Source organism: Polynucleobacter sp. MWH-Aus1W21 (genome assembly GCF_018687275.1).
Lineage (GTDB): Bacteria > Pseudomonadota > Gammaproteobacteria > Burkholderiales > Burkholderiaceae > Polynucleobacter.
On the sequence record NZ_CP061287.1, the window covers coordinates 1933765 to 1953358 of the forward strand.

General features: G+C 59.2%; 24 protein-coding genes. 4 read left to right on the top strand and 20 right to left on the bottom strand.

The window, feature by feature from the left end; genetic code table 11:
• Nucleotides 1-32 precede the first annotated feature (32 nt).
• From ICW03_RS09980 to ICW03_RS10015, 8 genes are read right to left on the bottom strand one after another with little or no spacing between them, the layout of a single operon-like run.
• The gene (locus ICW03_RS09980) at nucleotides 33-2327 is read right to left on the bottom strand and encodes a host specificity factor TipJ family phage tail protein (protein WP_251374392.1); all 2295 of its coding nucleotides are present in this window, start codon (nucleotides 2325-2327) and stop codon (nucleotides 33-35) included.
• Entirely contained in the window at nucleotides 2324-2746 is a 423-nt protein-coding gene (locus ICW03_RS09985) for an NlpC/P60 family protein (RefSeq protein ID WP_215347817.1), read from the bottom strand. Before ICW03_RS09985 ends, ICW03_RS09980 begins: the two co-directional genes overlap by 4 nt.
• On the bottom strand, nucleotides 2743-3285 hold the full coding sequence (locus tag ICW03_RS09990) for a DUF1833 family protein (RefSeq protein ID WP_215347818.1): 543 nt from the start codon (nucleotides 3283-3285) through the stop codon (nucleotides 2743-2745). The genes ICW03_RS09985 and ICW03_RS09990 overlap by 4 nt, the downstream gene beginning before the upstream one ends.
• The gene (locus ICW03_RS09995; RefSeq protein WP_215347819.1) at nucleotides 3278-4699 is read right to left on the bottom strand and encodes a radical SAM/SPASM domain-containing protein; all 1422 of its coding nucleotides are present in this window, start codon (nucleotides 4697-4699) and stop codon (nucleotides 3278-3280) included. Before ICW03_RS09995 ends, ICW03_RS09990 begins: the two co-directional genes overlap by 8 nt.
• Entirely contained in the window at nucleotides 4696-4905 is a 210-nt protein-coding gene (locus tag ICW03_RS10000) for a hypothetical protein (RefSeq protein WP_215347820.1), read from the bottom strand. Before ICW03_RS10000 ends, ICW03_RS09995 begins: the two co-directional genes overlap by 4 nt.
• Complete coding sequence (locus ICW03_RS10005) at nucleotides 4902-5636, bottom strand: 2OG-Fe(II) oxygenase family protein (RefSeq protein WP_215347821.1); 735 nt, start codon at nucleotides 5634-5636, stop codon at nucleotides 4902-4904. Before ICW03_RS10005 ends, ICW03_RS10000 begins: the two co-directional genes overlap by 4 nt.
• Nucleotides 5633-6427: a hypothetical protein gene (locus tag ICW03_RS10010; protein WP_215347822.1), complete on the bottom strand. Its 795-nt coding sequence runs from the start codon at nucleotides 6425-6427 to the stop codon at nucleotides 5633-5635. Before ICW03_RS10010 ends, ICW03_RS10005 begins: the two co-directional genes overlap by 4 nt.
• Nucleotides 6427-7230, bottom strand: coding sequence for a hypothetical protein (locus tag ICW03_RS10015; RefSeq protein ID WP_215347824.1), 804 nt, complete (start codon nucleotides 7228-7230; stop codon nucleotides 6427-6429). The genes ICW03_RS10010 and ICW03_RS10015 overlap by 1 nt, the downstream gene beginning before the upstream one ends.
• On the opposite strand from ICW03_RS10015, the gene ICW03_RS10020 reads away from it, so the two are divergent.
• A complete protein-coding gene (locus tag ICW03_RS10020; protein WP_215347826.1) occupies nucleotides 7218-7850 on the top strand; it encodes a hypothetical protein in 633 nt (210 codons plus the stop codon). The genes ICW03_RS10015 and ICW03_RS10020 overlap by 13 nt on opposite strands.
• Here the strand turns inward: ICW03_RS10020 and ICW03_RS10025 are convergent, their stop codons facing one another.
• Complete coding sequence (locus tag ICW03_RS10025) at nucleotides 7851-8693, bottom strand: hypothetical protein (protein ID WP_215347828.1); 843 nt, start codon at nucleotides 8691-8693, stop codon at nucleotides 7851-7853.
• A gap of 16 nt (nucleotides 8694-8709) precedes the next feature.
• Between ICW03_RS10025 and ICW03_RS10030 the strand changes: the two genes are divergently transcribed.
• The 3 genes from ICW03_RS10030 to ICW03_RS10040 all read left to right on the top strand — a co-directional run bounded on the left by ICW03_RS10030 (nucleotide 8710) and on the right by ICW03_RS10040 (nucleotide 10371).
• Complete coding sequence (locus ICW03_RS10030; RefSeq protein ID WP_215347830.1) at nucleotides 8710-9159, top strand: hypothetical protein; 450 nt, start codon at nucleotides 8710-8712, stop codon at nucleotides 9157-9159.
• A gap of 42 nt (nucleotides 9160-9201) precedes the next feature.
• Nucleotides 9202-9633 carry a hypothetical protein gene (locus ICW03_RS10035; protein WP_215347832.1) on the top strand — a complete coding sequence of 144 codons (432 nt, stop codon included), beginning with the start codon at nucleotides 9202-9204 and terminating at the stop codon, nucleotides 9631-9633.
• Nucleotides 9634-9915: 282 nt separating this feature from the next.
• Nucleotides 9916-10371 carry a hypothetical protein gene (locus ICW03_RS10040; protein ID WP_215347834.1) on the top strand — a complete coding sequence of 152 codons (456 nt, stop codon included), beginning with the start codon at nucleotides 9916-9918 and terminating at the stop codon, nucleotides 10369-10371.
• A gap of 209 nt (nucleotides 10372-10580) precedes the next feature.
• Here the strand turns inward: ICW03_RS10040 and ICW03_RS10045 are convergent, their stop codons facing one another.
• The 11 genes from ICW03_RS10045 to ICW03_RS10095 all read right to left on the bottom strand — a co-directional run bounded on the left by ICW03_RS10045 (nucleotide 10581) and on the right by ICW03_RS10095 (nucleotide 19592).
• On the bottom strand, nucleotides 10581-11081 hold the full coding sequence (locus ICW03_RS10045; protein WP_215347835.1) for a hypothetical protein: 501 nt from the start codon (nucleotides 11079-11081) through the stop codon (nucleotides 10581-10583).
• The gene (locus ICW03_RS10050) at nucleotides 11078-13705 is read right to left on the bottom strand and encodes a phage tail tape measure C-terminal domain-containing protein (RefSeq protein ID WP_215347837.1); all 2628 of its coding nucleotides are present in this window, start codon (nucleotides 13703-13705) and stop codon (nucleotides 11078-11080) included. The genes ICW03_RS10045 and ICW03_RS10050 overlap by 4 nt, the downstream gene beginning before the upstream one ends.
• Complete coding sequence (locus ICW03_RS10055; protein ID WP_215347839.1) at nucleotides 13698-13889, bottom strand: hypothetical protein; 192 nt, start codon at nucleotides 13887-13889, stop codon at nucleotides 13698-13700. The genes ICW03_RS10050 and ICW03_RS10055 overlap by 8 nt, the downstream gene beginning before the upstream one ends.
• A 125-nt stretch (nucleotides 13890-14014) precedes the next feature.
• On the bottom strand, nucleotides 14015-14365 hold the full coding sequence (locus tag ICW03_RS10060; RefSeq protein ID WP_215347841.1) for a hypothetical protein: 351 nt from the start codon (nucleotides 14363-14365) through the stop codon (nucleotides 14015-14017).
• Nucleotides 14366-14380: 15 nt separating this feature from the next.
• Nucleotides 14381-15319: a phage tail tube protein gene (locus ICW03_RS10065; RefSeq protein ID WP_215347843.1), complete on the bottom strand. Its 939-nt coding sequence runs from the start codon at nucleotides 15317-15319 to the stop codon at nucleotides 14381-14383.
• 35 nt (nucleotides 15320-15354) lie between these two features.
• On the bottom strand, nucleotides 15355-15801 hold the full coding sequence (locus tag ICW03_RS10070; protein ID WP_215347845.1) for a hypothetical protein: 447 nt from the start codon (nucleotides 15799-15801) through the stop codon (nucleotides 15355-15357).
• Between the two features lies 1 nt (nucleotide 15802).
• Nucleotides 15803-16462, bottom strand: coding sequence for a DUF6441 family protein (locus tag ICW03_RS10075; RefSeq protein ID WP_251374393.1), 660 nt, complete (start codon nucleotides 16460-16462; stop codon nucleotides 15803-15805).
• Between the two features lie 2 nt (nucleotides 16463-16464).
• Complete coding sequence (locus ICW03_RS10080) at nucleotides 16465-16800, bottom strand: hypothetical protein (protein WP_215347847.1); 336 nt, start codon at nucleotides 16798-16800, stop codon at nucleotides 16465-16467.
• Nucleotides 16800-17804, bottom strand: a complete 1005-nt coding sequence (locus ICW03_RS10085) for a major capsid protein (RefSeq protein WP_108401942.1) — start codon at nucleotides 17802-17804, stop codon at nucleotides 16800-16802. The genes ICW03_RS10080 and ICW03_RS10085 overlap by 1 nt, the downstream gene beginning before the upstream one ends.
• Before the next feature lie 3 nt (nucleotides 17805-17807).
• A complete protein-coding gene (locus tag ICW03_RS10090) occupies nucleotides 17808-18185 on the bottom strand; it encodes a head decoration protein (protein ID WP_215347849.1) in 378 nt (125 codons plus the stop codon).
• Between the two features lie 12 nt (nucleotides 18186-18197).
• The gene (locus tag ICW03_RS10095) at nucleotides 18198-19592 is read right to left on the bottom strand and encodes a S49 family peptidase (protein WP_251374394.1); all 1395 of its coding nucleotides are present in this window, start codon (nucleotides 19590-19592) and stop codon (nucleotides 18198-18200) included.
• Nucleotides 19593-19594: the final 2 nt, after the last annotated feature.

Consider the following 19594-nt stretch of genomic DNA (forward strand, 5'->3'; position numbering starts at 1 on the left):
CTCGGCGGGCGGTTACAAAAATCAGGTTCAGATCAGGATTGATCGGCGGTATGCACCAACGCGTTCTCGGCCACGCAAGTCAGCTCGACCTGCTCAGCCCTAGGCTTGACGCTCATGACGCGCGCCATCTGGGACCAGGACTGGCCCACACCAAAAGCAAAGTGCGTTCGCTCTCGGTCAGCACCGACCTGTGGCTCAAAGCCGGGTAGAGTTTTCAGGATGGCGTGGGTGGCAGTTGCGCCCGGCGTGACCTCGATAGCATCAGAGACCGAGCCATCGGGCTTTCGCAAAACGAGGTAGTGAACGGCTCCTGACTGCCAACTCAGCGGCTCGGAACACCGCACGGTTCTCGTCTGGCCGTCCCAGCTTAAGACCTCGCCACTCACACCCCAACGAGGAATGTCATGGCTCAGAGCAATCAAATCTCCATAGGTCGGGATCAACCCTTCCAGCTCAGTGCGAAAGGTCACGATCCGTCGGCGATACCGATTGGCCGCCGCGATGTATTTCCCCTCACGAACGCCTTGCGCCTTATCGGTGCAGCCAAATAACCTCACACGCGCAGGCTTGGCTGCTTGCGATCCGGGCAAGGCTACCGTGAACTCGTCAGGCTTCCAGCTCTTGGGATTGACGTATTCGATCGTGACCGCATCCGCCGTGGCATCACCTGGCATCAGGTACTGAATCTTCAAGCTGTTGCGCACGATGTTTCGTGCAGAAAAGAGCGCCACCGGGATGGTCTTGGCTTCATCACGAACGATGCGAACAATCCCGCCCTGCAGGAACGGTACAGCACGCCCCGTCCGGGCAATCTGCCCCAAGGCATCCCACACAGTCTGGTTCTGATCGAACACAGCATTGAAGGTGTCCCCTCGTGCCGACCACATCGCATCCAAACGTGCCAAAGCTGCCAGGTCCAATTGCCGGTCAGGCAACCCTGCGCCATAGCTGGACTTGGCCGCATCTGCAAAGGCCCACGCAATCGAGCGGGTGGGCTGCAGTGCAGACCATCCAGTGCTCGGGTTCCAAATGGAGAGCTTGCGCGTCACCTGGCAGTTGACCAGCCGTGAGGAGCGTTGCGACAAGTTGTCGGTGGCGCGCATCCTGAGCGCCAAGTAGGTCAGGTCAGTGGGCAGATTCGATCCCGCCAAATAGCCCTTGGCCTGGCCCCAGCGCAGCTCGTGACCAGCTCGGTTGCTGGTGTCTCGTGCATCCAGGCGTTGCAGACGAATCTCATAACGTCCAGGCGATACCGGATACTTGAACGACAGGCGTTGCGCTGTGTTGGTTGCAGCCGAGTAGGTTTCATCTGCCACATGGAGCCAGCCTGAGGTGGCATCGCCATCGTCGTTGATGCTTCGCACTTCGACGCGCCATTGCACCGACCGGCTCTCCAATGCACCACTGTCATTGGCGTAATACAGGCCGCGCAGCATCACCATATCGACACCGACCTGATTGATCTGTGTGCCCACCGGGTTCAGGGCAAAGGGACCGACGATGGCACCGGAGTCGCTGATAGCAATCAATTCCTGACCGGACACCTCTGGGGCCGTGACCACATCGGGGTTGAACAAGGTGTTCTGACCGCCAGGCTCAATCACCTGCGCCTGCACCTCGGCAAACGAGCTGATCGGGCTGTCATCGATGGACAGCTCCTCAAACTGAAACTGACCCACACCAATGACATGCAACTGATGCAGATATTCCTCGTTGTTCTCGTACTCGGTATAGGGCATGGTGGCCAGATCCGGGTACACCAAATGATGGCCATAAATCACGGGGACTGGTTGCGACAGACGTCCATAGTTGCCACGCGCCTGCAAAGAGTAGGTCGGGCTGGGGGAGGTCGTGTTGGCCGATGCCGAGGGCAAGGACTGATTGGGCAATGGCACCAGCGCATTGACGAGCACCGAACCCGTGACCGCGATCGCAGTGGACGCCACCGCCGTGGCCAGCGTTCCTGAATACCCCATTGAGGCAGCCAGTGCGCCGCCATATGCATTGGCGACGACCAGAACGGCGATCATGAGGACTGTTCTCAGCGGGTTCTTGCCGCCACCTCCACCGCCTTGCGGCAGAGTAACCAAAGCCACTACGTCACCTGCATCGATCAGTGTCACTGCCCTGTGTGCCATCAGCACCGGCTGACCGTTTTTCAAAATCAACGTGGGCTGGTCGAACTCAATCCCATCACGACTTATCCACTGTGCGATCGTGGGCGAGCCAAACACATGGCTTACCTGCCGATCACTGGGCTCGAACGGGTTTCGCATCCAGATGACCAGTCCAGGACTGGGCAAGCCTGACATGCAAGCGCTTGTCATGGCAATTCCTTCCATCGGTAATACCCTTCCACCTGCCAGCCGTGACTGGCCAGAGAACTCAATTGCTGAAACACCACCCCGATCTGCTGGGCGCAGTGCAAAACACCACCGCCGTCCGCATCAACCCACACGCCCACATGCACGGGGTGTCGCGACTGGCGCATCAACACGGCATCGCCCTGCTTGGGCACATCGACTGCCGCCCAGCGTTGTCTCTCCGGGTGGTTTTTGAACGTATGAAGGACCGTGCGCAGATTCAGGGCATCCACCGGGATCACAGGCAAGTCACGACCGAAGTGCGCCTTCTGGACCCATAGAAAAAGGCCCCAGCAGTCAAATGACTCGGGGCCTCTCTCACCTGCAATCCACGGACGACCGATGTACTGGATCGCCCATCTCGGTGAATCTTCATCTGTCATCGGGCTAACCCTGGAAACTCGGTTGCGGTGTACAGACGCGACGGAAAGGTCTTGTTGCCAATGTCTGCCATGCGCGCCTTCGCGGTGACCCGCTGCACGTCGGCCTCCACTTCGGTGATCACGAGCGTGATAGGTGGATCCATCTGTGGGCCACTCAAATCGTTGGAGAGATACGGACGGTAGGTCACCTCAATGGGTGACTCTGAAACCGATGCCTCGTCCAAGTGCTTCACAATCTCCCGGGTGACGTTATCCAGGGTGATCGCGATTTCAGGAACAGGCGCGATATCCACCGGCGGCAAATCCAGCTCAAAGCCCATGGCCACGAACTGGACCTGCTGGCCTGCATTGATTGGCGCTGACGCCTCAAGCCTGGCCAGCAAGTCTTGCTGATCACGCACCACCCGGATCGCCGTCGTATTACCCGCATCGTCTTTGAAATCCGGGTGCCGGAGTTCCAGGGTATGCAGGATGACCACATTGCTCGGAGCGCTTGCATAGGCCTCCCGCAGTGCCTCAGAAAGTGCGGCATCAGGCATGGGTCACCCGAACAGGAAATGGTTTGACGATAGGCTCTGGGGGGACAACAGTGCCCATGTCGCCGTTGCTTTCCACAAAGCTCAGATGAATGACATCTATCGTCGTGACAGCGTCACGACGTATGGCGTCACCTTCTATGCGCGTGAGGATCAATCCCTGTGTCTGGTAGTAAAGCGCCGCCGCCAACACAGCCAGGTTGTGGCTGAAGGAGTTGTCGCACGCGGCCTCCCAGTAACCACCCTCCAGGAACAGACATGCGCCTTTGCAAAGCTGCGCCACGGGACAACGTGGACATTCGCTTCGCGTGCTGAAATGGTAGGCCGTATTGAGGCTGATATCTTCAAATTGATCGACGTGTCCAATCTTGTGGTTTGTCGATGCACTCATGTTCTGGCAAGTCATCACATTGCCTTTCATGTCCACCGCAATCGAGTCATCACGATCCATTCCGCACTTTTGACCCAATGCTGCCAATGGACGTGACTGCGCCTGGGAGCGCATGAATTCATCCACTTTGTCGCGCATGGTTCCAACGGCCATCCCTGAGCCCGAGACCAGCTCCCAGAACATCTGGTGCAAATAGCGGGCGTGATCGTTCCCATGAAGCGCCAACGACAATCCGCTCTGATCGTAGGGAAGCATCACCTCCTCAGTGGCAAGCACCACGGCCTGCACGGGTAGATCCAGCTTTTCAGCAAAGTACAGGCGCACCGACTTGAGCGACTGGTTGTGACGATGCAAGACCGTGTTGAAACTCATGCGGTCAATCGACATGCGCCGAGACACCCAGCGTTTGATCTGAGCCAGGCTCTCGGGGTCGTTCAGTGGATCAGGACCACGGTAAGACTGTGCAGGACCGTCATGCGACAGACCGATGCCCACATCAAGGGTCTCGACCCAAGCGAGCTTTTCGTCATCAAAGAGGGAGCCATTGGTGACGATGGACAACTGCGCATTCGGGTAGCGAGCCTTGACCGCCTCGCCCAGCGGTTTGAGGAGCTTCCAATACACAAAAGGCTCACCGCCCCAAAATTCAATCTTGACGCCAGCACCCTTGCCATCGTCGCCACCAGCAAACCAGCCTTCGAGTTGCTGCATGAATGGAGCGACGTCGTCCGGGTGTCCATCAATGTCATGTGGCTGGTGCGCCTGAGAGCAATACTGGCAGGCGTAGTTGCACTTGAGCCCCAATTGCAACTTGAGGTGCCTGATGGCTTTAGATTTGCCAGCCGGGTTGCTGGGGTGATGCAGATGCCAAAACGGTGGCCACTGCATGTCCTCTTGCTTTGGAAATGCCTGCGGCAGCGGCAAACGCTCTTCGTTGTCAGCCCAGACCAAACTGGAATCCTCCGGGTTGTAGAGCGCCTGTCGCACAAAGTTGTTCTGGCCATTGAGGGTCAGGGTAAATTTCATGGGATGAATTCCTCGAACGCGATGGGATAGGCCTCGCGACACACCTTGGCCAAATCGGCACCGGGCAGCGTCTTGAGGTTGAAGATGTGACGGCCAGCGGCTTTACCGTCGGGGTTGGCGACCAGTACGGTCATCACCAGGTTCGATTCATCAACCTGGACCACTTCGACGGCGTAGCCCTGACGGACTGAAAGATCGAGACTCATTGAATGGGCTCCATGGGATTGTTTGGGTGCTGGGTCTGGGCTTTGGCGTGCGCACGGATTTGTTCAGCGGACCAAGTCAGGTCACCACCCCGGTCATCACGGTGCGTGAAACGCACATTGGTGACGATGGCGACCTTGTCGCTCTCCGGGTCGAACAGAGGAAACGTGGAGTGCTCCAGATAGCCCGGGAAAATGAACAACGCCCCTTGTTGGGGCGTTTGTGCGAAGAGCTTGTTTTCATGTCGGAGCATCCAGTTGGCCTGCACCGGTCTGGGATCGTGAAAACACAATGCCCCGGGCAAGCCAACGGCATCTCGCCCTTCATTGGCCCCGAGATGGACTCGGGGGTAATAGGTGGCCACCAACTGATTTCCAACATGCCGATGCGGGATGGCCCACTTGCCCAGCCCACGCTGGCGATTCACGAAGGTGTTGTAGGTAATGGCCAACTCGCAAGGATCGAGCGATGTGTACGCTTGCCGCACATAGGTGGCCACTCTCTGCTCGATGGCGTCCAGCAAGCGCAACAACGCTTGGCTGGGTTGCTCACGCATCATTGACACGGTGTCGGCTCGATGCGCCATCTTGGCTGACGTTTGGGTGTGGCGCTCGTAGAAGGTTGCAGCCTCCTGCGCCAGGGCCTCCCGCACATCCTCCAACTCTGAGAGTTGGTCGATCAACACATGACTGGGCCAGAGGCTCAGCAGTTGATATGTAGCGGCTGGCGTCATCGGGTCAGATCTCCATCAAGAATCATTTGGATTGGGTGCTTGCAGCCATAAAAGCGGTTCGGTCTATATGTCCTTGTTGAGTGGTCAAACTCGATCCACGGCCAAACGCTGAAATGCACACTGCAACGACTCCCCAACCAGGATTTCCGATTGACCAAGGTGTGCTCGTAACCCGAGCAGTTCATCCACAGGCACTCACCCGGGTTGAAGCTCAGGTCATCCTGCCCATCGATCGACAGGACCACACCCGGTGACACAGCCAAGCAAATGTCCAGTCTGAGCTCTTCAAAGATCGAGGTATCCCGGTGTGGATGCACCAGGGGAACACCCCGAGGATTGGGCGGCACCAACACTGTCAGCCGCCCCGACCCAATGGTCAGGGTGAACTGATCGAGCATCGTCCCAATGGCCAGGTATCGCCCCACCTCTGAGCGATGCGCAAACGCCAAATGGTCGGCACCGCTGTACCGACACGGGTCCTGGCACAAATAGGGGTCCATCGCTTCAACGGGATGTCCCGTGTGAGCCAATGACAGGTTGCGAAACAGGCCCGGACTGGCTGCACTGACTTGAGACTCCCAGATCAGCGAATCAAAACGATCAAATGCCGCTGCGAATGCGTGGTCCAGATTGGACGGCACCCGCACACCTGGAGCGTCCCTGATCGCCACAAGACGCTCAAGTTCCGGATCTGAAACAGCCTTGATGGCTGCCTCGAAATCTGTCTCGCGCCGCAGGTATGCGGCAACCGTCATGTGGCTTGGAATGTTGTCCGCATGCACCGCCCACATCAAACCACCTCCACAGCAGCACCGATCTTGTGGCTGAAATACTTGAAGCCCACCTTGATCAGTCCCTGATCCTGCGGCTCCAGCCCCAACGCCACCCATTTGAAACTTGCGACACCACCAACGATAGGGACCTTGGTCTTGGGCAGAAAACCTGCCTCGCACTCCAGGTAAAGAACACCACTGCGCGTTTCGATTGCAGGCATGTCTTCGGTTTCATAAACAGGCTGAATGAGCCTGACCGTGCAAGTGATCGCTTCACCTGCAGCGCAGACATTCGGAACGTCCAACTCCAACGAGGGCAGCACGGCGTTGTAGAGCGACACACGCGAGCGCACTTCAAGAAACTCCGCAAAGCCCTCGGGTGGCATGGTTTGCGGTGCGTACACCAGGACCGCCACCTCCTCGATCGGGCTGTCTTCAAAGGGGACGAAGAACAACACCGTGCGTGGATGCAGAGGACGCCCAAGCAAGAACGGGTTTTTGTGCAGATTCGTCTGCGGGAACACTGAATGCAAATGTCCCAAATCCTCCCAGCCAAAGCGAGCCTCCAAGGCCCAGTTGGTATGGATGCCCCAGTGCTTGCCCAAATCAATGTGCTGCCTGATGGCCGCTGGATCGAACACGAAGGGGCGTGAGCCATATTCCTTCTCATTCGTCTCAGGGTTGATGCGCCAAGGAGTCACCGTGATCGTCTGAGCTTGCACGTCCCGCTCGACGCGGTAACTGACGGGGAAAGCACCGAACGATTCTGGTGGGGACGGAATGTTGAACAGGCGACCGCCAACGGTCGTTGAATTTTTCATCTTTCAACCCCTCAGCAATCGGTGCTGCAGTTGCAATTGCAGTTGCAGTTGCAATTGGTTCGGCAATTGAAGGCGGTGGAGCCACAGTTGCAATTGGAGTAGCTGCCGCAGTTGCAGTTGCAATTGCAGGCTCGGTACCAGCGGTGGTACTCCGCGCCACCGATTTCATCTTGCGCCAAGTAGTAGCCGTCATAGTTCAGGCCTACGGAAGGGACGGCGTAGTTGGCATAACTCGTTCCACCGACTCCGTCGTACTGACCGCTGTTGGCGCAATAGTTAAACCCCAGACCCCATGTCCACCAGTTCACATTGGGGGGAACCCAGTTGGCGTTGCTTGCGCAATTGCCATTGGGCAGATAGCCATTGCAGTTGCTGGCCCGATCGTCGTAGTACTGGCTCGAGCGCCCCATCTCTCCGATGTCTTGGCCGTCTCCCATCTTGTAGCCCGTGTTGCGAGCATCGTCACCCGTCACGCTGCTTTTGAAGAGCGCCCCATTGGACATGGTGAGGGTTCCGGTCATGGTCCCACCGGCCTTGTCCAACTTGCCATTGATTTCAGTCTGCAAGGCATCATCCAGCCCCGCCTTGGGGATGCGCGTAATCGCCATGATTTCTCCTAGTTAGATGTAACGCACCACAATCCGCGCGCTGGCGGCTGGTGCTGATGTGAATCGCAAAGTCGCCCCGGAATTGACCAGGACGTAGGCATCGAGCGAGTCCTGCACCACGTAATTGACCGTCACGATCAATTTGTGAACGCTGGACGCTGCCGTGCTCAGACTGAAGTCCGTGGCCGAACCATTGCCGGTAAAGACCTGTGGTGCGACGTTGGATCCCCCCGCTGCAGCGGCATACCCCTGTGCTTGGCTCATGTAGCTCTGAGCTTGGGTGGCCGATGCTGCTGAAGCCGTCGCAGAATTCGCCGATGCGGTGGCACTGCCAGCCGATGCCGTTGCCGAATTCGCCGCACTGGTTGCTTGCTGACTGGCCGTCGCTGCATTGGCGGCAATGGACTGTGCGTAGTACTTGGCCGAATACTCGGTCGATCCTGAAACAGGACCCGACGTCTTGTTCGCCCATTCCTCGGCTGCGGCTGCGCCAGACTGCGCTTCCTTGTCCAGGTAGCGAACGCTGATCACAACGCCACTGGCAGGAGCCGAGCTGAATCTGAGCGTCGTTGTGGCTGGCGTGGTGTAGGCATCCAAGGGCGCTTGAGGCACCCCGGCAACTGTCACCATCAACGCACCGGGATACCCGACAGGTCGACTGATTGTGAAATCCGTCTTCACGCCATCACCGGTGAACACATCGGCGGGGATGACCGTATTGGCCGTCACCGCCGCTGCCGATCCTGCCGCTTGCCCTGCCCAGTATTTAGCTGAGTAACCGCTCCCGTCGACCGTACCGGTGGTCTTTTGTGCCCAATCAGAAGCCAGAGCTGCTTGCGCCTGTGATGCCGTCAACGACCCTGCTGCGCTTGTGGCACTGCCTGCCGCCGCAGTCGCCGAATTAGCAGCGGCAGTTGCACTCGCCGTTGCATCTCCAGCTTTGGTCGTTGCCGTTGTGGCTGACCCAGCTGCCGACGAGGCCGAAGCCGCCGCATTGGTGGCACTCGTGTTGGCATTGCTGGCAGAGGTTGCTGCCGCCGTGGCACTGTTTGCCGCGTCCGTCGCTTTGCCACTTGCGGTGGTGGCCGAACCTCCCGCTGCAGTAGCGGAGCTCGCTGCATTCGTGGCTGATGTTGCCGCTGCAGTCGCCTGCGTACTGGCGGTACTGGCCGAAGCCGCTGCATTGGTCGCCGACGTTGCGGCATCCGAGGCTTTGGTCGAGGCGGTACTTGCTGAACCAGCCGCAGACGTCGCACTGGCCGCTGCATCCGTTGCCTTTTGCGTGGCAGTTGATGCCGAAGCAGAAATCGACTGCGCGTAGTACTTGGCCGAATAGTCACTGCCACTGACGGGGGCTGTCGTTTTGGTCGCCCAATCCTGCGCCAGACTGGCACTGCCAGATGCACTGCTGGCCGAACTTGCCGCAGCTGTTGCGCTGCTGTTTGCATCGGTGGCCTTAGCTGTTGCCGTTGTCGCAGAGGCAGATGCACCGCTGGCACTGTTGGCAGCATTGGTCGCCGATGTCGCAGCGTCGCTGGCTTTGGTGGTGGCCGTGGTGGCTGAAGTTGCCGCATTGGTGGCCGACGTCCCTGCATCGGCAGCCTTGGTCGTAGCCGTTGTTGCGGAGCCTGCAGCCGATGTCGCACTGCCAGATGCCGCCGTCGCAGACGATGATGCCGAAGTGGCACTCGCTGCAGCTGCCTGGGCGTGGTACTTGGCCGAATATTCCGTCGATCCGGAAACCACACCGCTGGTTTTGGTGGCCCACTCCTGTGCAGAAGCTGCGCCAGATTGAGCCTCCTTGTCGAGATACCGAACGCTGATGACCACACCTGTCACCGGGGCGGACACGAATCGCAGGGTCGTGCTGGCGGGAACAGAGTACGCGTCCAACGGTGCCTGCGGGACTCCGGCCACCGTCACTAGAACCGCCCCCGGATAGGCCACGGGGTGACTGAGGGTGAAGTCCGTCTTGACGCCATCCCCGGCAAACACATCTGCCGGAATCACCGTATTGGTGGTGACCACGGCTGCCGAGTTGGCTGCCTGACCGGCCCAATACTTCGCCGAATATCCGGTGCCATCGACCGTTGCAGCAGTTTTCTGCGCCCAATCAGAAGCCAGCGAGGCCTGCGACTGCGCCGACGCCAAAGCAGACTGGGCGTCCGTTGCCTTGCTGCTGGCCGTGGTGGCAGAGGTCGCCGCAGAGCTGGCACTGGTGGCCGCATCGCTGGCCTTTTGCGTCGCGGTGGTGGCCGAGGCTGCCGCCGCTGTTGCCGAGCTCGCTGCATTGGTGGCACTGGTGGCCGCATTGGTTGCCGAGGTGGCGGCTGCCGTTTTGCTGCTGCTGGCATCACTGGCTTTGGTACTGGCAGTGTTTGCCGAAGACGCTGCAGCCGTCGCGGAACTTGCCGCACTGGTTGCAGAATCACTGGCCGCAGTAGCCTTGGTGCTGGCTGTTGTGGCCGATGTCGATGCGCTGCTGGCCGATTGCGCAGCATTGCTTGCTTGTTGGGTGGCCATAGCCACCTGATTGGTCAGATCTTGGCGGGACGCATCAAGTTGGGTTTGAACCCCATGAATGACATTGGCCACGCTCTTGACCTGGCCGCTTTCCGTGGCCACGGTCGTCTGATCATCCCCGTGGACGATCTCATGGAGCAGTTGGGCATCCCCCTCGATCGTTCCCACAGCTTCATCCAGCCGGGTCTTGAGGGTCATGATTGGGTTCCTTTAATTGATCTACCAGTAATCAGCAGCAGCCATGGATTGGGTGAGCCAGGTGTGCAGTCGTTGCCCCAGCGCAATGGCATCTGGCCCCAGCACCGCAGCAACTTGGGTCTCGTCGACAGTGAGCCGAGGGAATTCCTGCACTTCCAATTGCGCTTTGACCTGCCAGCGGTTGCCAGGCAACAGCTCGGTGTCCCATGGCGCAATGAACCGAGACTGCACCGCCTGAACACCCAGGCCACCCGCCAAGGGCATCGCAAACCAAAGAACGCCTTGGTTGAGGACATGCATCCACCAGGCATCAAACACAGCAAACGCCTCCTGCGAGAAACGCCACTCCGCGCGCACCCGATAAAGCGTGCTCGTGGAGCGCAAGCGCATCCGAGCCGTCCCGGCATCGATGTCCGTTCGAACCGCATTCGATTGCGGGGCCAACCCATAGCCCTCGATGCGCGGCAGCGGCAAGGTGTCCGGCCAGACAGGGATGCCAGCGGGCAAGGTCACGTCACTCATCGCAAGGCTCCTACCGCCGGATTAAGCCCATAGCGACGCTCAAGCGTGGGGGCAATGCCAACACCCTGGTTGATGGAGCGATTCATGCGTGCCTCGATCTGCTCGACGATCACATCCAGCCGAGTGCTGCCATCAGGTTGTTGGGTGGTTTGAACTCTCGCATCCACGCCTGGGGCATGGTTGGTCACATTCACCAGCACCTTGACCGGCGATGGATTGTTTTTTGCCAATGCACCACCCAAGGCACGCAACTGGCCTGGCGTGAAAACCGCCTCACCTGGCTGCGCAATGATGGGCACCTCGCCCGCCACCAAGCCACCGGTATGAAACCGCTGCGCGCCATCAAAGTGCTGCAGCCCGACCGAGCGCGTGGCCAACACATCGCTGCCAATCAAGCCACCGGTGTGCGCCACCATCGTGCCGCCCGACATCAGGTCCGTAGCGCCTGCTGGAAATGCACCTCCCAATCCATTGCCGCCTGAACCGCCAAAGAGGTTCAGTCCGCTCATCCACCCAGCCATTGGCAAGGTGATCATTTTTTGGATCTGGATGCGCACCAGGTCCGCAATGATCGAGTTGGCCAAGCTGTTGAAGTCCACCTTGCCGGTCGTCACAAACTGAACCATCGCGTCCTCCATGCCCTTGAAGGCACCGGTTACCGCACGTTCAGCCTGCTTGGCCGCATTGGTCGCGTCCTCGATGTAGGTGCGCAGGGAACTGCGAAGACCATAGTCAAAGCTGCGCTGGTATTCCACGTTGGCGCGTGCGAGCTCTTCGACGATCGGCAACTGCCGCGCCAAGGCATCGTTGATCGCAGCGATGGCCTCGGCCTTGAGTCCTGGATCGTTGATTTGCTCAGCCTGGCGCAACGCCATGACAGCAGCCTTCTCCATATCGAAGCGGGTCTGCAAAGCGGCCCGCTCAACCTCGCCCACATCCAGAAGCTGGCGCTTCAACTGCAACTCTTCCTGCTTGAGGCGGTTGTTACCGATGTAGTTTTCGGTGATCTGATGGACCTTTTGCAGCTCCTTCTCGTATTCCTCGAACTTCTTGTCGGCTTCCTTCTGTTTTTCGATCCGCTCAATGGCATCGATGTATTTCTCTGCTTCCTTGACGATGCCTGCGTAGCCTTTGCGCTCGATCTCCAAGGCCCGTGCGCGCAACTCAGCGCCTTCACCCTGGGTGACACGCAGCGCGCGTTGCTCCAACTGCTTCAAGAATTGCAAGCCTTCGTTGTTCTTCTCAAAGCCTGTCAGGTCCAGTCCGCTGGGCGGCTTGCGAGGCATCTTGGGCAGGAACTCGTCATAGATCTTCTGAACCTGCGCAGCTTGCTCTGCCGTTTCCAGGACAAACTTCTGCCCCATGACGCGCACAGTGCGGCGTTGCTCATCGAAGAACTTTTCGATCTTGTTGACGTAGCCTGGGTTGTCCGTCAGGTGCGTCAAGCGGTCGTTGGCCGCCTCGACGAACCGATCGCGCGCCGCTTGCAACTTGGCGATTTCGGCATTGATCTGCGTCTCGTCATAGCCCATGGACTTCATGGAGCGCAGCATGTCGGTCTTGATCCAGGTCTCCACGTCCTTGGCAACCACCTGCAGACTGTCAAACGGTTGGCTGATCACACGCTTGGCAAGCACTGCCGACTCGGCAATGAATCCCAGCCCAGTTGAGACCTCCTCGAGGAAGGACAGAACCTGTTGCCGGTTGTGCGTGATGGCCTGCAACTCGCTTGTGAAACCACCGGCCTCGGTTTTGGCCAGGAACATCTGCTCCGTCAGATCGGCCAGGATCGGCAACAACGCGGATCCGATTTGGCGCTGCACGCCTTCGTTGACCGCGTGCAAACGCTTCATGTTGTCGTTGAATTCCTCTGCAGCGCGTGCTGCATCGGCAGACATGACCAGGCCGAGGCGTTTGGCCTCTTCCATCATCTCGGTCAACCCATCGCGCCCCTGGTTGAGCATGGGGATCATGTCCAACCCGTTCTTGCCGAACAGTTTGACGGCGAGCGCCGCCTTTTCTGCGCTGTCGGGCATGGCTGCGAATTTCTCCGCCAGATCCAAAAGCACCTGCTCAGTTGGACGAATCTGCCCCTGCGCATCCAGCGCCGAGACCCCGAACGCCTTGAGCGCCGCACTGCCTTCGCCACCCTTGACCTTGGCATCAAACATGGCGGTCGAGAGAAATTTGAGTGCCTTGGTCAGGCTCTCGGCACTCACGTCCGACAGTTCGGAGGCATACAGCAGCGCCGACAAGGCCTCGACCGAGACAGCAGTTTTTTGGGAGAGCTTGTTGAGCTCTTCGCCCACTTCAGCCACCGGCACGACCAGCTGATGCATGCCATAGCCGAGCGCAGCAACGGATGCCCCCACGATCATCCCGGCGGGTCCAAGGCGACCGAGAACACTGCCCAGCATCCCTAGACGGGAAGTGGCGTCTTCCATGCGCACGAAGGCATCGTTGGCCGCCTTGGACAGCAGGTTCAGACCAGCAGAGGCAGGTTGCGATGCCGACTCGATCTTTTTGAGTGATCGCTCTCCGGCTTCGCCCACATCTGCCAGTTCGGCTTTGACTTTGCCGCCGTCAATGACAGCCAGTCGAATCGATAGGTTACGTTCAGCCATGTGGGTTGTCCGGAGATGGTTTGTTCAATGCTTGCGTCAGGCCCGCCTCGACGGCAGGGAATAAATGGGTCATGGCAGTGGGATCTGCATCCAATGCCTGGCTGGCGGACATCCACGCGTTGAAGTCCATGCCCAGCACTGCGCCTTGAACTGCACGCACTTGGGATGAACAGACATCCAGCACCGCGAGTGCCTGCCAGCCTTCTTCGGTCCGGGGTGAATTCACCTGGTATGGACACTCAGGACAGGTCGACTCGCATGCGCCGCAGTACGTGGCCCCGCCACCGAAGTGCCATTCGGTGCGGGCCTTCAGCCGTTTTTTTCGGCATCCAAAAGATAGAGTGCAGCCAGGTATTCACGCTCGAAGGCATCGGCCACAGGCCACAGCTCCATGAGCGCAGAAATGCCGTCCGGCGTGACGGCTGCGGCTTTGCCTTTGTCGTCACCCACACCCTCCCAAGCCAAGATGGCAGCCTTGGCCAACTCGGTGATCAGGGTGGCGGTGCGCGCTCCGGCTGCCGCGTGGTCTTTGCCATCGATCAGAGCTGCAGCATGGCGAGCTGCCATGACCAACGCAGTGGTCGCAGGCTTGACTTTGATGCGCACGCCTTGGACCAGGTCGAGCCAATAAGGCTCACGTTTGAGATTGAGTTTGAGCATGTTTGCCTCTTAAGTTCAGTACGCAACCACGTCATTGACGAGTTGCACGGTCAGCATGTGACCGGCTGCGGTGTTCTTGGCAGCCTGCCAGTCAAAGGTGGCCTGAATGCCACCGGGGCCAGAGATCGAGAGCTTGGGCTTGGGCAGATAGACCTCATGCGCGATGAAGGTCAGGCTCTTGGTGGCGTCAATGACATAGCTGAAGGTCAACTCCAGCGGGGTGTTGTTGGTCGCGGCGTCGATCAATTCCGTATCCGCAAAACGCACCTCCAAATTGCCCGTCAGGCTGGCCACTGTGGGGTCGGCTCCTTCGATTTTTCCGTCGGAGCGAATCGTTTCGATGCGCGCCAAATTGTTCGAATAGGTCAACTGCGCCGCGACCACATTGCCCAGGTCCTGGCCATTCTTCTTGATCGAACCCTGAAACTGATTGAAGCGGGTGATCGGCAAGGTTGTGGGCGTCGCGTCTGCGCTGGCGGTGCGCTTGACCTCGCCTTGGGCAATCAGGCCCAAGGTGGCATCCGCTGCGCCAGAGCGTGCGAACTTCACCTGCAGCGAGTTGGCCATCACACCAGAGGCCAGGAAGTAAGCCGGGATGTCTGGCAGTCCCGTCTCCAGTGACAGGCTCGGCAGCCCTGAATTGCCAGACACAAAAGTGTGGGTGTGCGCGGTATCTCCAACGCTCACAGGATTGCCCAGAAGGGCTTTGAGCCACATGCCGATGTTGCGCAGGTCAATGGGAATGACGATGTCACCCTCGACCTTGATCACGTCACGGATAGGCGCGCTGGGGTCTCGACCCAGGCCAATCAGATCGTTGGCAATCAAGCCCTGTTCCGAGCCCAGGGTGGTGGAGACAAAGGGAATCTTCCCGAAGTCTCCCGTCGGTGTGTTTCCGTAGGTGGGTTCAAACGCAGCCAATAGGCTGGCGTTCGCGCCATAAGCACGAGCCATGATGAATCTCCAAGTGGTTAAGGTTTGTGGTGCGATCAGGCCAAGGGATGGCTGCTCGCGTAATGCATCACCACGTCCAGCGTGCAGGCCTTGATACCCACAGACCCTTCAGGGGTGACGTCTTCAAATTTGGGCGGCATCACTTCGGCGTGGTCAATCTGCCCAGACAAGGTCGGATCGGTCAAGACCAGGGTGCCCAACGCCTGAAGCAACTCATCCATGCGCGCGTCCCTGGCAGATGCCTCGGGGTGCGCGACATAGATTTCAATGCTTGCCGCGTGCTCCCACAGGTAGGTCACAGGTGACAAGGTGACATCGACCTGGGTCATGTCCCCATCGCGCAGGAACACCATGGCGTGCTCGCTGAGCCGCTCCGGCAGGGATGAATTCCTGCGTATCGCATTGGGTTGCAGGGGCAGTCCGTCCAACAGCGTGAACAAAGCCCCCAGCGCCGCTTCTCGTTGACTGGTTTTGATCGTCATTTCATGTGTCCGAACTTTCTTCTGGCCACGACTGCGTGACCAACACCATCAGCCTGTCTTGCCACCGCTGGGCAGCACTGGCGATGTCGAATTTCTTCTTGAGTTGGGCTTGCGGTACCAGCAGAAAAATGGGGACGGTGGTCAGCCCCCGTCCTGATTTCTGAGCAGATGCCGATGCCGCAGCAAAGCCTCCGCGCTTGCCTGTTTTGGCCCGAAAGTTGTCCGCCACCAAGAGCGACGGTTTTCCAGAGCGATACACAAAGCGCAGTCGTTGACCACGCATGCGCTCCCACAGACCAGGCGTCATGCGTTTGCCTCGTGGCCCTGTGCCTGCTGCAGGGAGCGGGATGGCGAGCCAGAACCCGTTCTTCGAACGGATCAACGCACCTTGGTCATGCGCCGCGACGACAACAGGCGCTCGGCTGTACACCAACCCCGCCGAACCCAAGCTGGGGCGTCCCTTCGGGTACACCTCCCCACGCCAGGTATTGGCCAGACGCGAGCCCAGACCAGAGCCTTCGATTTGCGTGCGCAATTCACTCTTGAGTCCTTGCGTCGCCTCTCGCACGCCTGTGGTCACCGCCACCCGCGCCGAGTTCAGCTCCTGCGCCATCATCTTGGAGAGGTCGCCCTGCAGGGCAGCCAGTAGTCGCACGCTCATGCTCACCTCGCCGTCGATGGATAGTCAGGCAAGGGGTAGGCGCTCACCGTCCAGATCAATCGATCACGGTCAACCAGCGCATCCCCCTGAATGACGTAGATGACACCCCGCCACGTCAGGCGATCGCCCTCTTGAGGCCGGGCAACATCGGCTGCTTGCAAGTCAAACCGATACGAGGTCACCGCCAGATGTGACTGACCGAATTCCTGTACCGAATCCGGTGCCTTGCTGATGACCTTGAGTTCGATGGTCTCCCCAGCCACAGCGCAGTACTGCGCCGGGGATCCCAAACTTGCGAACAGCCGTTTGACACCCAAGGCAAACGGATCGCGTGGCATCAGCTGGCCAGGAGCTTGACCAAGAGCCCCGGGCGATGGCACATCGGCAGCGGATTGCTCTGCGTGTGCAGATCCGTGCCGCGACCAAATTCACGAGGCTCTTGCTTGGCGTACAGGGGCTGACCCAGCGTATTGACCGTCTCATTGAAGTCAGCCGGTGCGAAGTACGTGGCAAAGGTGTCCACCGTGCCTTCGGGGAAGGCATGGCCTTCGCCAGAGGCGATGAACTTGCGCACATTGCCATCCACATCGGAGGCCTGGCCCAGGTACTCCTCGAAGGTGACGCCTGCGAAGGTGAAGCCTGTGCGTTGGTCTGCACGCAGCGCCAGACTCTCCTGGTACCACTGATACGCCTTGACCACATTGGGGTGAGCCGTCAGCAGATCAAAGAATTCCGGGGAGACCAGCACGCGAACACCAGTCATGTATTCGCCTTTGAGGTTGAGCTCAAGGTAGCGCTTGAGATCCAGGCACTTCTTCTTGACGTCCGTTTTTTCGTTGTTGAGCGCGAAGTTGAACTCCTTAGGCTCAATGCCGAACTCATCAAAGAGGTTGTAGAGGACCGAGCCGTCCGCATCCAGGATCACGCCCTTGAGCGCGCCCATGCGCAAATGCTCCAGCGTGATGGCATGCTTGTTGCGCATCGACTGCAGATGCTCGGCCATCACGTTCGCGATGGTTTCGGTGTCGGTTTCAGAGCCAAAGGCACGCAGGCCTTGAACCTCTTCGGGCAGCACCACATCGTCGTGCGGAATGTGCGGGATGATGAACGAGCGCAGAGTGCGGCGACCGCGCTTGCCCACCGTGCCAGGGGCACCTACGGGTAGCGTGGGCAGCAAATTCAGAACGCCGTTGCGCTCTTCCACAGCGATCTGGCGAAAGCGCACAGGGCGAGCAGGCATCAGGTTGATCTGATCGAGCTTGCCGAACTGGTTGGGCAGGATGTTGATGGCGGCTGTGAGCGCCGTCATCGAAAACGCGGGGGACTGGAAAGGATTGTTCATTGCTTAGACTCCTTGACGAACGAGGACGCCGATCGCTTCGAGCTGAGCGATGGCTGCGGTTTTTTCTTCCGTGGTGATGGCAGAAGGCCAGATGAGCGCGTGATCCGCCACGATGGCCTGGCGCGAAACAATCAGGCCGTTGGTTTTTTCTGCGGCACTGGCATCGATGCTTTGCAGCACCACGCCAGCCGCGACCTCGGAACCGTCGGTTGCAGAAGGGTCGAGTGCTTTGACCTTTTGGGTCGCACTGACTCGGCCAATCACGGCACCGAGCTTGAGGTTTTGTCCGTTCACCACCGTGACCTGGTCACGGGAATACAGGTTTTCCTCTTCGTACTTGAGCAGGTCGCCCAAGGTGAGGTCATTGGTAATGGCAGTCATCAGGTTCTCCTATTAACGGTGGGTGACGTGCGCTGCGTCACGCTGCTTTTGAGCGCGCTGCTGCGCCGCACGAACGACGGGGCTGTCTTCGGGCTTGGCTTGGGTTTGGGTTCCTGCTTCCGGCAAGATTCGGCTGGAGATTTCGGGAGAGCCAGAGGCCTTGGCCGCCAACAGCTCCTTGCGTGCTTGGTCAACTGAGACACCACGCTCGATCAGGGCCGCCGTCATCTCGGACTTGCCCGCCAGAAGACACATCTCGGCAATGGCCAGCACCTGTGCACTGGCCGCCTTGATGTCGTGGCCTTGAGCTGCGGCACTGGCTTGCACCTGAGCGCCGGGTTGATCACCCGTGCTTTGCGCGGCATCGCCATCTTTTGCAGGCCCAGTACCTGTCTGGTCGGCTGGTTGGTGTTGATCTTCTTGGTTGGTCTGCCCATCGGCAGTTTGGGTTGCATCGTTTTGCATGCAAACGCTCCTTTTCATAGACGGCCCGGGCGTGGAGATCCCCATCTCGCGGCCCGAACCTTGAATTCGCGCGATGGATGTCGTTTTCGTTTGGAGCTCTTCACTCAGAGCGATCAGTGCGTCGTCAAGCGTCCCGACCACATCGGCCAGACCGGCAGCAATAGCGTCTTGTGCGAAATACAGCCCGGCTTCGGTGTCTTGAACGTCTTGCGCTGAGAGGTTTCGGTTGACTGCGACCGTCGACACGAACAGGCCATACAGCCGGTCCACTTCGGCCTGCAGGGCTTGCGCCGCATCGGTGGACAAAGGCGCATGGGGCGACATGTCGTTCTTGCGGTCCCCGGCATAAACCGCCGTGTAGCGAAGCCCGCTCATGGCGTCTCGCTGGGACTGATCCACATGCAGTGCGATCACGCCAACAGAGCCCACACCACCGGTTCGAGTGACATAGACCCGCGTGGCCGCGCTGGCGATGGCGTACGCCGCCGAGAACGCGTCATCGTTGGCAACGGCCCAGATGGGCTTGATCTGACGGGCTGCCACGATCTGGTCGGCCAGATCAAACGCACCTCCCGCCTCACCGCCTGGTGAATCGATGTCCAGCAAGATCGCATTGACTGCTGGGTCACGCACGGCCTGCGCAAGCTGCGCGCTGATGGCCGCGTAACTGGTCAGACCCGAAGCCGCATCGACCGCTGCCGCTCGCCGCACCAAGGTGCCGGACACGCTAATGACAGCAATGTTCGATGTCAGCGATGTGGATGCGACAGGCGGGGCCTGTGCCGCCAACTGTTTGATAAGTTGTTGCGAATCGTCTGACATGGCTAATCCCAAGCGGGGGCCAAGCACCGAGAGAATCACATCCAGCTTTCTGGGATGAATCAACAGGGGCGTGCCAAAGATTCGCGATGCCAGATGTGGCATCGACGAGATGTGGTTCATAA